At 72.5% G+C, this 13,182-nt stretch carries 13 protein-coding genes and 1 riboswitch; of the genes, 1 reads left to right on the top strand and 12 read right to left on the bottom strand.

The window, feature by feature from the left end:
• The 9 genes from cobI to TMZ1T_RS21660 all read right to left on the bottom strand — a co-directional run bounded on the left by cobI (window position 1) and on the right by TMZ1T_RS21660 (window position 8,676).
• Entirely contained in the window at window positions 1-879 is an 879-nt protein-coding gene (cobI, locus tag TMZ1T_RS18150) for a precorrin-2 C(20)-methyltransferase (RefSeq protein ID WP_004306972.1), read from the bottom strand.
• Complete coding sequence (locus TMZ1T_RS18145; RefSeq protein ID WP_012586102.1) at window positions 876-2,192, bottom strand: bifunctional cobalt-precorrin-7 (C(5))-methyltransferase/cobalt-precorrin-6B (C(15))-methyltransferase; 1,317 nt, start codon at window positions 2,190-2,192, stop codon at window positions 876-878. The genes cobI and TMZ1T_RS18145 overlap by 4 nt, the downstream gene beginning before the upstream one ends.
• A complete protein-coding gene (locus tag TMZ1T_RS18140) occupies window positions 2,185-3,351 on the bottom strand; it encodes a cobalt-precorrin-5B (C(1))-methyltransferase (protein ID WP_004306976.1) in 1,167 nt (388 codons plus the stop codon). The genes TMZ1T_RS18145 and TMZ1T_RS18140 overlap by 8 nt, the downstream gene beginning before the upstream one ends.
• Before the next feature lie 9 nt (window positions 3,352-3,360).
• Window positions 3,361-4,041, bottom strand: a complete 681-nt coding sequence (locus TMZ1T_RS18135) for a precorrin-8X methylmutase (protein WP_012586101.1) — start codon at window positions 4,039-4,041, stop codon at window positions 3,361-3,363.
• Between the two features lie 13 nt (window positions 4,042-4,054).
• Window positions 4,055-4,969 carry a sirohydrochlorin chelatase gene (locus TMZ1T_RS18130; protein ID WP_004306981.1) on the bottom strand — a complete coding sequence of 305 codons (915 nt, stop codon included), beginning with the start codon at window positions 4,967-4,969 and terminating at the stop codon, window positions 4,055-4,057.
• Window positions 4,966-5,793 (bottom strand): precorrin-4 C(11)-methyltransferase, encoded by an 828-nt coding sequence (gene cobM / locus TMZ1T_RS18125; RefSeq protein ID WP_004306982.1) that lies wholly within the window; start codon window positions 5,791-5,793, stop codon window positions 4,966-4,968. Before cobM ends, TMZ1T_RS18130 begins: the two co-directional genes overlap by 4 nt.
• Window positions 5,793-6,431 (bottom strand): energy-coupling factor ABC transporter permease, encoded by a 639-nt coding sequence (locus tag TMZ1T_RS18120; RefSeq protein ID WP_012586100.1) that lies wholly within the window; start codon window positions 6,429-6,431, stop codon window positions 5,793-5,795. Before TMZ1T_RS18120 ends, cobM begins: the two co-directional genes overlap by 1 nt.
• Window positions 6,432-6,700: 269 nt before the next feature.
• A riboswitch (cobalamin riboswitch) is annotated at window positions 6,701-6,925 on the bottom strand.
• Window positions 6,926-7,099: 174 nt separating this feature from the next.
• On the bottom strand, window positions 7,100-8,398 hold the full coding sequence (locus TMZ1T_RS18115) for a helicase-related protein (RefSeq protein ID WP_261789066.1): 1,299 nt from the start codon (window positions 8,396-8,398) through the stop codon (window positions 7,100-7,102).
• A gap of 32 nt (window positions 8,399-8,430) precedes the next feature.
• A complete protein-coding gene (locus TMZ1T_RS21660) occupies window positions 8,431-8,676 on the bottom strand; it encodes a DEAD/DEAH box helicase (protein WP_261789064.1) in 246 nt (81 codons plus the stop codon).
• Window positions 8,677-8,980: 304 nt separating this feature from the next.
• Here TMZ1T_RS21660 and TMZ1T_RS18110 point away from each other — a divergent pair, with 304 nt between their 5' ends.
• Window positions 8,981-10,135, top strand: coding sequence for a M48 family metallopeptidase (locus TMZ1T_RS18110; RefSeq protein ID WP_041589696.1), 1,155 nt, complete (start codon window positions 8,981-8,983; stop codon window positions 10,133-10,135).
• Here TMZ1T_RS18110 and TMZ1T_RS18105 read toward each other — a convergent pair.
• From TMZ1T_RS18105 to cbiB, 3 genes are read right to left on the bottom strand one after another with little or no spacing between them, the layout of a single operon-like run.
• Complete coding sequence (locus TMZ1T_RS18105) at window positions 10,095-11,060, bottom strand: cobalamin-binding protein (protein WP_012586098.1); 966 nt, start codon at window positions 11,058-11,060, stop codon at window positions 10,095-10,097. The two genes, TMZ1T_RS18110 and TMZ1T_RS18105, sit on opposite strands and share 41 nt — an antisense overlap.
• A complete protein-coding gene (gene cobD / locus TMZ1T_RS18100; RefSeq protein ID WP_012586097.1) occupies window positions 11,060-12,049 on the bottom strand; it encodes a threonine-phosphate decarboxylase CobD in 990 nt (329 codons plus the stop codon). Before cobD ends, TMZ1T_RS18105 begins: the two co-directional genes overlap by 1 nt.
• A complete protein-coding gene (gene cbiB / locus TMZ1T_RS18095; protein ID WP_012586096.1) occupies window positions 12,042-13,007 on the bottom strand; it encodes an adenosylcobinamide-phosphate synthase CbiB in 966 nt (321 codons plus the stop codon). Before cbiB ends, cobD begins: the two co-directional genes overlap by 8 nt.
• Window positions 13,008-13,182 lie beyond the last annotated feature (175 nt).

The raw sequence follows: 13,182 nt of genomic DNA, 5'->3' as shown, positions 1-13,182 counted from the left end.
TCAGGAAAGGGCCGTGGCCGCGGGGGACTCGCCAGGGTGCGCGGCGGCGCCTCCGGTGTCCGGGGAGGGGGCCTGCGCGGTGGCTTGCGGTTCCACTTGCGCGGCGCGCTTGCGGCAGCCGCGGCGCAGCTCGCCGCGCGCGCGCTTGGGGTTCTGCACCAGCAGCAGGGAGAGGTAATTGACCTGCGCGCCGCGCAGGCTGGCAAGGTCGTGCACCACGCGCTGCGCGGGCGCCCCCACCTTCTCGACGAAGCAGCTCGTGGCGAGCAGGCCGCGGCGCTCGAGCAGGTCGAGCACCTCGTCGAGCAGCGGCTTCACCTTCATCAGCACCAGGGTGTCGAACTCGTCGAGCAGGTGGTCGATGACGGTGGTGCCGTAGGCGGCGGGGATCACCGCCATCGTCTCGTCCTCTTCGGCCAGCGCCAGGTCGGCCACCGCCGCGGCGGCGGCGAAGGAACTGACCCCGGGGATGGTGTCGACCTCGACCTCGGGCGCGAGCTCGCGCACCGTGCGCGCGAGGTGGCGGAAGGTGGAATAGGTGGAGGCGTCGCCCTCGACCAGGAAGGCGAGGTCGCGGCCTTCCGCGAGCAGCGCCACCACCTGCGTCGCGGCGCGCGCCCAGGCCTTGGCGAGTGCGACGGCGTCGCGCGTCATCGGAAAGACGAGCTCCACCGCGTCCGCGGGGATGGACAGACCGCCGCGGCGGACGATGTCGAGCGCGTAGGAGGATTCCTCCGCCTTCTTCACCGGATACGCCCAGCGTGCGTCCGACTGCAGCGCGGCCCAGCCGCGGCGGGTGACGAGCTCGGGGTCGCCGGGGCCGAGCGAGATGCCGATCAGGCGGCCGAAGCGAGCCGTGTTCGCGGGATGCGGATTCATGGAGCCTCCTTGCGGGTGGTGACGATCCACACCGGGTTCTGCGCGGCGAGCCGATGCATCTCGAGGATGGGTTGGCTGCGCGCGGCCGAGAGCATCGTCACCTCCCAGGCGGTGTCGGCCGCGGCCAGCACGGAGGTGGCGGTGGCGAGGTTCTCGAGGGTGACGAAGTTCATCACCAGCCGGCCGCCGGGAACGAGCCGCCGCAGGACGAGGGTGATCAGCTCGCCGAGTTCGCCGCCCGAGCCGCCGATGAACACCGCATCGGGGTCGGGCCAGGCATCCAGGCCGGCGGGGGCCTTGCCCTCGAACAGGCTGTAGTTGCTGGCGCGCAGCCGACGGGCATTGGTGCGTGCATTGGCGGCGTCGGCGGGGTTCTTCTCGATCGCCCATACGTGGCCGTGGCGGGCGATGCGGCTGGCCTCCAGTCCGACCGAGCCGGAACCGGCGCCGATGTCCCACACCCGGCTGTCGGCGCGCAGCGCGAGCTTGGCCAGCGCGACCGCGCGTGCCTCGAGCTTGGTGATCAGGCCCTTCTCGGGTGTGCGCTGCACATAGTCGAGGTCGTCGACGCCGAACAGCGCGGTACCGACGCACGTGCGCTCGATCACCACGACGTTGGGTTCCGGGAAGCGCCGGCTGGCGGCCTCCTGCAGGCTCAGCCCGGCGAACACCGCTTCGTCGTCCAGGCACAGGCGGGCGACCACCGACAGGCGCAGGTCCTCGTCGCAGCCCGGCGCGCCATGACCAGCCGCGAGCAAGGCGCGGGCGATGCGGTCGGGGCTGTTGGCGGGGCTGGTGAAGCAGGCGACCAGCGGGTGTTCGGCGACGGCGCGGACCACGCGGTACAGGCCGTGCTCCGGCGTGGGGCCGGGTTGCCGCGGATCGGCCTGCCATTCGTCGGCGTCGGCGCCGTGGCAAGACACGAAGCGGGCCTCCTGCCACGACCTCTTCAGGCGCGCGAAGGCGAGCTGCAGCGTCGAGGTTGCGGGCAGTACCTCGAGCCGCGCGGCGCCGAGCTTGTCGATCAGGAAGCCGGCGATGCCATGGCACAAGGGGTCGCCGGTGGCGAGCACCACGGCGGCGTCGCCCTCGAGCACGGCCTCCTCGATCCAGCCCGGCACGCGTGTGAGCGCGCCGTCCATGTTCAGCAGGCGGGCGCTGGGGGCGTGCGGTGCGATGCGTTCCAGCGTGCGTCCGGCGCCGATGAGGCTGGCGGCGGCTTCGATGCGCCGGCGCGCTGCGGCGCCGAGGCCGTCCCAGCCGTCGTCGAGCAGGCCGACGATGCTGCAGACGGGGGCAGTGGATTCAGGCATGCGTGGTCTCCTTCAGGTCGGCCTCATCGACGCTCACGATCGGCACGCCCTCGAAGTTGCACGCCAGCACGGTGAGCCGGTGCGGGCCGGGGTAGCGCTGGCGCAGGCTGCGGATGGCGCGCCCGGCGAGCGCGCGGTGGAAGGCCACGGCCAGGCCGAGCGCGCTCAGGCGTTCGGCGGCGAAGCGGGCGGTCTCGGCGGCGCGGATCTCGGCCACGAGCGCGGGCGGCGCGCCGACCTCGGCAGCGGCGGCGGCGATCAGCTCGCGATCGACCTCCTCGCGCCAGGCGTGGGTGACCGACAGGCCCTGGGCGATCTTGGTGAGCTTGCCGATCATGGCGCCGACGACGATGTGGCGCATGCCCTGCCTCACCGCGGTGGTGAAGGCGGCCTTGACGAAGTCGCCCATCTGCACGAAGCAGGCCTCGTCGAGGTCCGGGAAGGCGCGCATCGCGCATTTCTCGGTGCGCCCACCGGTGGTGAACACCACGCAGGTCTGGCCCTGGTTGGCGGCGACATCGATGGCCTGGATCACGCTGGCGCGGAAGGCGGCGGTGGAATACGGGCGGACGATGCCGGTGGTGCCGAGGATGCTGATGCCGCCGAGGATGCCGAGGCGGGCATTGAGCGTCTTCCGCGCAATCTCCTCGCCGCCGGGCACCGAGATCGTCACCTCCAGACCGTCGCCGGCCTCGAGGATGGGCGTGCCGGCCGCGCGCACGTTGTCGATGATGTTGCGCCGCGGCACGGGGTTGATCGCGGGGCCGCCGACCGCCAGCCCGAGCCCGGGCTTGGTGACCACGCCCACGCCAGGGCCGCCCGCGAGGATCACCACGCCGCCGCCCCCGCGGATGCGGCGCACGTCGGCGGTGAGACGGGCGCCATGGGTGGCATCGGGATCGTCGCCGGCGTCCTTGATCGAGACCGCGTGGGCGTGGTCGCCGTCCACCTGGCCGTCGCGGATCGTGAAGCGCACCCGCGTCGTGTTGGGCAGCACGCACTCCACCGCGTCGGGCACCGCGCCGCGCACCAGGCCGAGCGTGGCGGCCGCCGCGGCCGCGGCCGAGTTGGCGCCGGTGGTGAAGCCGGTACGATTGCCGCGCGAGCGCCTGGCGTCGCCCTTGCGCACCTTGTCGGGGAGGGAATGTCCTGCCGCCATCGTGTCGCTTCAGCCCCGGACGGCCTGTCGCTGCCGTGTCTCGGCCAGCCCGAGCAGGGCGTGGATCGCCGCCACCACCAGGGTGGAGCCGCCCTTGCGGCCGCGGATGACGATCCATGGCACCGCGTCGACCGCGGCCATCCGGTCCTTGGATTCGGCCGCCGACACGAATCCCACCGGCATGCCGACCACCAGCGCCGGGCGCACGCCCTCGTCGCGGATCAGTCGCACGAGCTCGATCAGCGCGGTGGGTGCGTTGCCGATGCCGACGATGGCGCCGTCGAGCAGGCCGAGGCGGTGCGCCTTGCGCATGGCCTGCACCGCGCGCGTGCTGTCCTCGGCGCGGGCGTGCTCGACGACGTCGGGGTCGGAGATGAACTGGTGCGTGCGCATGCCGAAGTGGGCGAGACGCGAGGCGGACAGGCCGACACAGATCATCTCGACGTCGGCGACGATCCGCGCGCCGCCGCCGAGGATGGCGGCCAGGCCGGCGTCCACCGCATCGGGATGGAATTCGGTGAGGCCGTTGAACTCGAAGTCGGCGTTGGCGTGGATCATGCGGCGCACCACCGGCCACTGCCCGGCGGTGTAGGCGTGACGGCCGACCTCGGCGTCGATGATGGCGAAGGAGTCGTGCTCGATCGCGCGCCCGGCGGCGGTGAGCTGTTCGGTGACGGTGTTGGTGCGCATGGCGGGTTCGGCTTCAGGCGTGCGCGTGGCCATGGGCGCGAGCGTATGCATGGCCATGGTCGTGCTCGTGGTGCGCAGGGGCGTGACGGGCGTGCGTGGGGCTGTGCTCGTGCAGGTGCACGGCCTCGGCGGCGAGGCGGTATCTGCAGCCGTCGCACTCCAGCAGTCCGCCTTCGGGTGCTTCGTGGTCGTCGACCCTGCGGTCGAGCAGCGCGAAGATGCCCTCGTCGAAGCCGAAGTGGGTGCCGAGCGCGAAGGCGAGCTGCGGGTACTGGCGCCGCAGGCGCTCGACCTGTGCCCGGATGCGCTCCATCAGCACCCCGGTGAAGAGGTACACCGGCACGATGCAGATCTGCGTCATGCCCAGGCGGGCCTGGCGCTGCACCACGGTCTCGAGTCGCGGCCAGGTCACGCCGGTGAAGGCGAGGTCGACCAGCTCGTGGTCGCCGTCCTCGAAGAGCCAGCGCGCCATCTTGGCGAACTCGCCGTTGGCGCCGGCGTCCGAGGAGCCGCGGCCGAGCAGCACCACGCCGGTGGTGTGCGGGTCGGGCATGTCGAGCTGCCTCAGCAGGCGGTCGAGCTGGCCGCGCAGTACGGCGAAGAGCTCGCGCCCCATGCCGAGGTGGCGGGCGCAGGCGAAGGCGACGCCGGGGTGGCGGGCGCGGGCGCGCTCGATCGCAGCCGGAAGCTCCATCTTGACGTGGCCCGCGGCGTTGAGGATGAAGGGAATCGTGACGACACGGTGCGCCGCGTGCGCGGCGCGGTCGAGGCCCTCGTCGAGCAGCACGTCGGCGTGCTCGATGAAGCAGGTCTCGATGCGCCAGCCGGGATGGCGTTCGCGCCATTGTGCGGCGAAGTGGAGGATCTCCTTGTTGCCCTCGCGGTTGCGCGAGCCGTGGCCGACGAGAAGGATGGCGGTCTTGTTCATGCGGTTTCTCCGGTGGCGATGCCGGCCGCGGCGGCCGGCATCGACGCCTTGCGGAAGCGGTGGCCGAAGCCCGGGTCGTAGAGTTTCGAGCGTGCGAGGTCGGGCCACAGGCGGGCGCCGAGCGCCGGACTGGCGAGAATCATGGCCTGGCTGGCGATCTTCTCGTCCTGGCAACGGCGCTTGATGTCGGCCAGCGTGCCGCGCACGATCTTCTCCGCGCCCGCCCAGCTCGCCTTGTGCACCACCACGATGGGGGCGTCCTCCGGCCAGCCGGCGGCGCGCAGCGCACGCTGCACCTCGTGCAGCAGCGTGATCGACAGGAAGATGCACAGCGTCGTGCGGTGCGCGGCGAGCGCCTCGAGCGCCTCGCCCGGCGGCATCGGCGTGCGCCCGGCGACACGGGTGAGGATCACCGTCTGCGTCACCTCCGGCAGGGTCAGGGTCTCGCCCGCGGCGGCGGCCGCGGCCATCGCCGAGGACACGCCCGGCACCACCCGCCAAGGAATGCCGGCGGCGTCGAGCGGGCGCGTCATCTCGACCAGGGCACCGTACAGGCCGGGGTCGCCGGTCTGCAGGCGCACCACGACGGGATGGCGGGCGCAGGCGTCCAGCAGCCAGGCGCTCATGCCCTCGAGCGTCATGTCCCTGGAGTCGCGGATCTCGCAGTGGGCGGGCGCGAACTGCGTCGCGCTGCGGTCGACCAGCGAGCCGGCGAACAGGATCGCGCCCGCCCGCTCGAGCAGGCGGCGGCCTTTCACGGTGATCAGGTCGGGGTCGCCGGGGCCCGCGCCGACGAACCAGACCGTACCCGGCAGCGCGGTCATCAGCCGCGCGCCGGCACGGCGAAGCAGAGCCGCACGAGGGGACGATGCGCCTGCGACTGCAGCAGGCGGACGAGTGCGACCGTCAGCACCGGCTCGATCAGCGCCACCGGGAGGTAGGCGCTGGCGAAGGCGGCCCATGCCGCGAAGGGCGTGGCGACCTCGCCCATGGCCAGCCAGAAGCCGACCATGACGGCGACGCCGGCGTAGTAGGCGGCGTCGAGCTTCAGCACCGATCCCACCCGCGTCGCGGCGCCGCTGGCGAGCCTGCGGCCGAGCGTGGCATGCAGCGCCACCAGCGGTACGGCCAGCGAGAGGAAATTGACCCCGAGATGCAGCAGGTCGGCGGGCTCGAAGACCCCGCCCTGAAGCAGCAGGCCGAGGCCGAAGCCGAGCAGGGTGGGCACGAAGCCGAGCGTCAGGTAGATCGGCATGGCGCCGATGAAGTGCAGCTCCGATGCGCCGGCGGGCGTATGGAAGCTCTGCATGAAGACGGAGAAGAACAGGGCTGCGAGCAGGGTGCGCAGCAAGCGCTGCGGCTTCCTGAGAAGTTGCGGCGCCTCGGCGGCGACGAGCGCGGTGGCGGCGAGGTTGGCGGCGGCGATCTTGGCGCCGGAAAGGATGCCGGGTTCGATGTGCATGATGACTCCCCACGAGTGCATGGAACGACGATGCGAACCACGCGGGCGGGGGGCGGCATGCGGGCGCGGCGCTGCCGGTGGGCGTACGCACGCGGTGAAACCGCGAGCGCACGCCGGGCACGGCATTGCCTGGAGACCGCTTGCACGACGAGTCGGCTGGAGCTTCCGGCGCACACGGGCAGCCGGCGGAAAACCAGTCGGATCGAACCCACACCCCGGGGCTCACATCAACCTGGAACCGCGCACGACGCCACTTGCAGGCGGGTGCGGGTTCCGTACTCGATCGGGCCGGTCTTCTGGCTTGCCGTCTTCCTCCTCCGCCGGCCTTCCCGAGCGCAAGGCTCAGTGGCGTGTTGGCGGATTCGTCAGGCTCACAGCAGCGGGGGCTGCGCCGGAATGGTCGTGCGCGCGCAAGGCGGACGACGTCACCGGACTTCCCGTTTCACCCTGTCATATGAAGCTATGACAGGGCACCCGGATCGAATGCGGAGCGAAGGATAGGCGAAGCTGGGGCGGGAAGGCAAGCGATGTGCAGCGGTGGGGACGGGAGCGCCGCGGTCGCGATGCCGGTTTTCGTGGGAGCGACACCAGTCGCGATGCGGCCGTCGGCGCGGGTTATGCGAATCTCGGACCCGCGCCGACGGCCTCGCCGTTTCCGGTCGTCCTGCTCAGCGCTTGTCGCCGCCCGGCTTGGCGGCGAACAGGGCGGCGCGGGGCTGCGGGCGGCGCTGCGGGTTCGCGCCGGCGGGGCGGGGCGCGTTACCCTCCGGGCGGCGGTTGGCGGACGGTGCGCGGTTGCCGTCCACCTCGACACGGCGGGCCGGCACGGCGCGGTTGCCATCGACGTCCGGGCGCGGAGCCGAGCCGCGGTTGCCGTTGGGCTCGCGCGCCTCGCCCGTGCGCGCCGCGCGATTGCCGTCGGCCTCGCCGCGGGTGCGCGCGGGGGCACGTCCGCCGGGCTGGGCCGGAGCACGTCCGCCGCCTGCGCGCTCGCTGCGCGCGGGCGCGGCGGCGGGGCTGCGGCCCTGGCCGTTGCGGCCGCCGCGGCGCTGCAGCGGTTCGCGCTGGTGGTCGGCGTCGTGTGCGGCCTCGCCGCCGGCGCTGGGCACGAAGTCCTCGGCCACGGCGCGCTCGATGCGGCGCTTGATGACGCGCTCGATCGCGGTCAACAGTTTGATTTCTTCGTTGTCGACCAGCGAGATCGCATTGCCGGCGGCGCCGGCGCGGCCGGTGCGGCCGATGCGGTGCACGTAGTCCTCGGCGACGTTGGGCAGCTCGAAGTTCACCACCTGGGGCAGCTGGTCGATGTCCAGGCCACGCGCGGCGATGTCGGTGGCCACCAGCACCGGCAGGGAGCCGTCCTTGAACTGGGCCAGCGCGCGCGTACGCGCGGCCTGGCTCTTGTTGCCGTGGATCGCGGCGGCGCCGATGTCGTGCTTGGTGAGGTACTCGGCGAGCTTGTTGGCGCCGTGCTTGGTGCGGGTGAACACCAGCGCCTGGAACCACTGCTTTTCCTTGATCAGGTGGGCGAGCAGTTCGCGCTTCTGCTTCTGGCCGATCAGGTACACCGCCTGGTCGACGCGCTCCGCGGTGGTGTTGCGCGGGGCGACTTCCACTTCTGCCGGGTTCTGCAGCAGGCCGTGGGCGAGCTCGCGGATCTCGTCCGAGAAGGTGGCCGAGAACAGCAGGTTCTGGCGCTTCTTCGGCAGCAGCGCGAGCACCTTGCGGATGTCGCGGATGAAGCCCATGTCGAGCATGCGGTCGGCTTCGTCCAGCACCAGGATCTCGACGCCGGAGAGATCGAGCGTCTTCTGGCCGACGTGGTCGAGCAGGCGGCCGGGGGTGGCGACGAGGATGTCCACCCGCTTCTTCAGTGCGCTGATCTGCGGGTTGATGTTCACGCCGCCGAACATGACCAGCGAGGACAGCGGCAGGTGCTTGCCGTAGGTGTCGACCGACTCCTGCACCTGGGCGGCGAGCTCGCGCGTGGGGGTCAGGATCAGGCAGCGCGGGCGCCCGGGCGGGTGCGGGTGTGGGTCTGCGACAGGATGTGCAGCAGCGGCAGCGTGAAGCCGGCGGTCTTGCCGGTGCCGGTCTGCGCCGCCGCGAGCAGGTCGCCGCCGGCGAGCACCTGCGGGATGGCCTTGGCCTGGATGGGCGTGGGCGTGGAGTAACCCGCCTCGGAGACCGCGCGCAGGATGGGTTCGGCCAGCCCGAGGCTGGCGAAGGTGACTTGGGGATTCATTCGATGGTCCGGCGCAAGCCCGTCGCATGCATCGATGCGACACCAATCCGGGCTGCGGGAGGGATCCGCGCCGCATGGGGGCGAACGGATCGTTGCAGGAAACGCGGCGGGTGACTGGTGCACCGCAGCGAAGCCGGCACTATAAGCGCTCCACACCGGAATGGCGAGCCATTTCGGCCCGCTGGCGACCGCGAATCCGCCCCCGCGGCCTCGGGGGCGCTGGCGAATCTTGCGCTGGATCGTGTCATGGAATGAAGGTTTGGTTACAATCCGACACAACCCGGTTCCCGGCAGGGGTATTCCCGTGCGCGAAATCCAGCTCTCCGAAGACCTCGACGGCCGCTACGATCGGCTCTCCCGCGATCTGGGCGCGCGCGCGCTCGCCGGCCTGCTCGCCGTGTCCGGTTCGATCCTCGTCCTGCTCGGCGGGGCGGTCGTGGGTGCCGTGGCGACCTGGGAGGCGATCGGCCGGGGCACACCGGTGGAAACGCTGTTCTGGGTGCTCTTCATGCTCGGCAGCATCGCCGCGATCTGGGCCACGCTGGCCTCCCTGGCGAGCCTCGCGCCGCGGCCCTGCGGGCTGGCGGTCGCGCGCGAACGGGTGGGCGAGCTCTACGCGCTGGTCGATGCGCTCGCGCACGTGGCGGGGGTGAGCCCGATCCGGCGCATCTACGTGACGGGCGAGATCAACGCCTCGATCGTGCAGCGCCCGCGCCACCTGGGTGTCGGCGAGATGGCGACCGATCTGCTGATCGGCCTGCCGCTGGCCCATGCGCTCGGCCCCCGCCAGCTCGCGGCGGTGATCGCCCACGAGATCGGCCACATGGTCGCACGCCAGCGCGGGATGCACGGCCGGAGCGGTTGGCTGCAGGCGTGGTGGATGCGCACGCTGGACGAGCTTGCGGCCGCGTTGCCGTCCGGCTTTCCCTGGTTCGACCCCCAGGGCGACGCCCTGTGCATGAGGATGCTGCTGCTGGCGCAAATGGAGGAGTACGCCGCCGACCGCACCGCGGTGCGCCTGGTAGGGGCCGAGCTGCTTGCCGGGACCCTGGTCGAGCTCTGCTGCAAGGCGGACTTCCTCGCCAACGACTACCTGCCGCGCGTGCATGCCCTGGCCGAGTGCGACGAGGCGTCTTGCGTGCGGCCCTACCGCGAGATGGGGCACGGCTTTGCCGCCGGCTTCGCCCAATCGAGCGCTGCCATCGATCCGCAGCGCGTGCTGCGCGCGGACGCCGGCGACCCCTTCCACCCCGCGCTGCAGGATCGCCTCGTGGCGATCGGCGTCGCCATGCCCGAGCGGCTGCAGGTGTCGGGTCCTTCTGCGGCGCAGCATTTCTTCGGCGACAGCCTGCCTTTCCTGGCCTGGCATTTCGACCGGATCTGGTTGGAGAGCCTGCGCGACGCTTGCCCGCCGGCGCTCAGTCCGCGCGCGCCGGAGCGGGTGCTGCAGGGGGCGTGAGCGCCGCGGAGGCGCCGCCGCGGCGCTTGCGTGCGGTCTCGACCTGGCCGCACAGGCGCGCCGCGCCGTCGAGGATGCGCGGCGTATGGCGCTGGATGAGCTCGGGCGGGATGAAGAACAGGTTGTCGCGGCGCGCGGCCTCGAGCTGCGGCCAGCGCGACCACTGGTCGAGCCACTCCGGACGGGCCTCGCCCATGCCCGAGGCCACGATCACCTCGGGGTTGGCCGCGAGCACCGCCTCGACGCCGATCGTCGGCGTCAGGTGGGCGACCTCGCCGAACACGTTGGCGCCGCCACAGAGGCGGATCACGTCGGCGATCAGGTGGTGGTCGTTCACCGTCATCAGCGGGCGATCCCAGATCTGGTAGAAAACGCGCACCTTGTCGCGTGCCGAATACGTGGCGGCGAGGTGCTCGCGGCGCGCGCGGAAGGCGCTCGCCGCGGCCTGGGCGGCGGGTTCGCTGCCGGCGAGCTGCCCGAGTCGCTCCAGGTTGCGCGCCACGTCTTCCAGGTTGCGCGGCTCGCTCAGGTAGACCGGGATGCCGAGCGCCTGCAGGCGGGCGAGATCGCCTTCGCGGTTGCCGCTCTGCCAGCCGATCACCAGGTCCGGGCGCAGCGCCGCGACCGCCTCGAGGTCGATCCGGGTGTAGCCGCCCACACGCGCGATGCGCTGTGCCGCCTCGGGGTAGTCGCTGTAGTCCACCGCGCCCACCACGCGCTCGCCCGCGCCGGCGGCGAACAGCATCTCGGTGACGTGCGGGGCGAGGCTGACGATGCGCTGCGCCGGCGCGGCCAGCGCGAGCTTGCGGCCGGTGTCGTCCACCAGCTCGACGCCCGCGGCGGACGCGGGGCCGCCGAGGGCGAGCAGCGTGGCCGCTGCGGCCGAGGCCGCTGCATCGGAAAGACGGCAGGGGAGAGAACTCATCACGGCTCCTTGAGGAGATTCGGGCAGTCTGCGAGGGCGGCCTCCAGCCTCGCCCAGCGAGGCTCGTCCGCGGGCAGGCCGAAGCGCAGCGCGGGCGGGGCGTCGAAGCGGCGCAGCAGGATGCCGCGGCGGGCGAAGGCCGCGTGCACCTGCGCCGCGTGCGGCAGGCGGACGTACTGGAACAAGGCCGGCCCGCAGCTTTCCAGTCCATGCGCCTGCAGCAGTCGGTGCAGGCGCGCGCCCGCGGCGTCCAGCCGGGCGCGCTGCGCGGCCTGCCAGGCGGTGTCGGCGAGCGCGTGGTGCGCCGCCCAGCGTGCCGGACCGGCCAGCGTCCACGGCCCGAGGCGTTCGGCGAGCGCCGTGCGGACCTCGGTGGGTGCGAACACGAAGCCCACGCGCGCCCCGGCCAGACCGAAAAACTTGCCCAGCGAGCGCAGCACCACCAGGCCGGGGCGACCGGCGAGCGGCACCAGGCTGTGCGCAGGCGTGGTGTCGGCGAAGGCTTCGTCCACCACCAGCCAGCCGCCGCGGCGGGCGAGCCGGGCATGCCAGTCGAGCAGGCGATCGCGGTCGAAATGCACGCCGGTCGGGTTGTTGGGCTGCACCAGCACCACCACGTCGCTGTGGTCGATCGCGTCCTCGAGCGCCGCCGCGTCGATCAGATGCGGCCGGCGCTCGCGCCAGGCGTGGGCGTGCTCGGCGTAGCCCGGCGCCAGCAGGCGGACGCGTGCGCCGGGCAGGACCGCGGGCAGGGCCTGGATCGCCGGCTGAGAACCCGCCACCGCGAGCAATTCGGCGCTGCCGTAATAGCGCGCGGCGGCTTCCTCCAGGCCGTCGTCGTCCTCGGGCAGGCGCTGCCAGGCCGTCTCCGGCACCGGCGGCACCGGATAGGCCCACGGGCTGATCCCGGTGGACAGGTCCATCCAGTCGGCAAGCGCGATACCGTAGTGCTCGGCGGCGCGGCGCAGGCGGCCGCCGTGCTCAAGCACCGCCGCCTCCCGCCAGCGTCGTCGCGACGCCGAGGACTGCGGTCAGCCCCAGCCACAGCAGCGCACCACGCCGCACCAGGGCTACCGCCGCGCGGATGGCGTCGACGTCGGCGCCACGGCCCTCGCCCAGTGCCGGGCGGTGCTCCGCGCGGCCGTGGTAGGTCGCCGCACCGCCCAGGCGCACGCCGAGCGCGCCCGCACCCGCCGCCATCACCGGCCCGGCGTTCGGACTGTCCCAGGCGGGCGCCTGCGCGCGCCAGCACGCGAGCGCCCGCCGGGTGTCTCCGAGCCAGGCGTAGGTGAGCGCGGTGAGGCGCGCCGGCAGCCAGCCGAGCAGATCGTCGATGCGTGCCGCAGCCCAGCCGAAGTGCAGGTGGCGCGGCGTGCGGTAGCCCCACATCGCATCGAGCGTGTTCGCCAGGCGGAACAGCACCACCCCCGCGCCGCCACCGAGCACGAACCACAGCAGCGCGCCGAACACCGCGTCGTTGCCGTTCTCCAGCACCGACTCGGTGGCCGCCTTGGCCACGCCCTCCGCGTCGAGCGCGCGGGTGTCGCGGCTCACGATCCAGCCCACCCGCGCGCGCGCCGCGTCAAGGTCGCCGGCGGCGAGCGGCGTCGCCACCGCCAGCGCGTGCTCGGCCAGGCTGCGTCCGCCGAGGGCGAAGTAGAGCAGCGCGCTGTCCACCCCCCAGTGCGCGTGCGGATGGAGCGTACGCAGCCACAGCGCGAGCGCCACCCAAGGCAGCACCGCGAGCGCCCAGGCGAGCAATCCTGCCAGGCGCATGCCGGTCTCGTTGGTGCCGAAGAACAGCCGGCGGCAGGCCCGCTCGACCCAGCCCGCCCAGCGCCCGAAGCCGACCAGCGGATGGAAGCGCCTCGCCTCGCCGAATACGCGATCGGCGAGCAGGCCGGCGGCCATCTTGAGCGTGAGGACGAGCAGCAATGAAGAGGGCATCGGAACAGTCAATAAAGGAACTTGGGCGAGTCACCCCAAGCAGCGAACACAACCGCAAGCACCACGGCCCCGCCCGCGCCGGGCCGGGCAGCCTGCGCAAGCCCGGGCGCCCACCGTACCCTCCCGAATCGGCGATAATCCCGCCCCTTCGAGCAAAACCCGCAGGATTCTACGC

This window comes from Thauera aminoaromatica, assembly GCF_000021765.1.
GTDB classification, from domain to species: domain Bacteria; phylum Pseudomonadota; class Gammaproteobacteria; order Burkholderiales; family Rhodocyclaceae; genus Thauera; species Thauera aminoaromatica.
This window is presented reverse-complemented; position numbering and strand designations above follow the sequence as displayed.

What these genes read in the sequence shown, in the direction of transcription:
- cobI (WP_004306972.1), bottom strand. Translation starts at nt 879, where the DNA reads ATGAATCCGCATCCCGCGAACACGGCTCGCTTCGGCCGCCTGATCGGC.
- TMZ1T_RS18145 (WP_012586102.1), bottom strand. Translation starts at nt 2,192, where the DNA reads ATGCCTGAATCCACTGCCCCCGTCTGCAGCATCGTCGGCCTGCTCGAC.
- TMZ1T_RS18140 (WP_004306976.1), bottom strand. Translation starts at nt 3,351, where the DNA reads ATGGCGGCAGGACATTCCCTCCCCGACAAGGTGCGCAAGGGCGACGCC.
- TMZ1T_RS18135 (WP_012586101.1), bottom strand. Translation starts at nt 4,041, where the DNA reads ATGCGCACCAACACCGTCACCGAACAGCTCACCGCCGCCGGGCGCGCG.
- TMZ1T_RS18130 (WP_004306981.1), bottom strand. Translation starts at nt 4,969, where the DNA reads ATGAACAAGACCGCCATCCTTCTCGTCGGCCACGGCTCGCGCAACCGC.
- cobM (WP_004306982.1), bottom strand. Translation starts at nt 5,793, where the DNA reads ATGACCGCGCTGCCGGGTACGGTCTGGTTCGTCGGCGCGGGCCCCGGC.
- TMZ1T_RS18120 (WP_012586100.1), bottom strand. Translation starts at nt 6,431, where the DNA reads ATGCACATCGAACCCGGCATCCTTTCCGGCGCCAAGATCGCCGCCGCC.
- TMZ1T_RS21660 (WP_261789064.1), bottom strand. Translation starts at nt 8,676, where the DNA reads ATGAATCCCCAAGTCACCTTCGCCAGCCTCGGGCTGGCCGAACCCATC.
- TMZ1T_RS18105 (WP_012586098.1), bottom strand. Translation starts at nt 11,060, where the DNA reads ATGAGTTCTCTCCCCTGCCGTCTTTCCGATGCAGCGGCCTCGGCCGCA.
- cbiB (WP_012586096.1), bottom strand. Translation starts at nt 13,007, where the DNA reads ATGCCCTCTTCATTGCTGCTCGTCCTCACGCTCAAGATGGCCGCCGGC.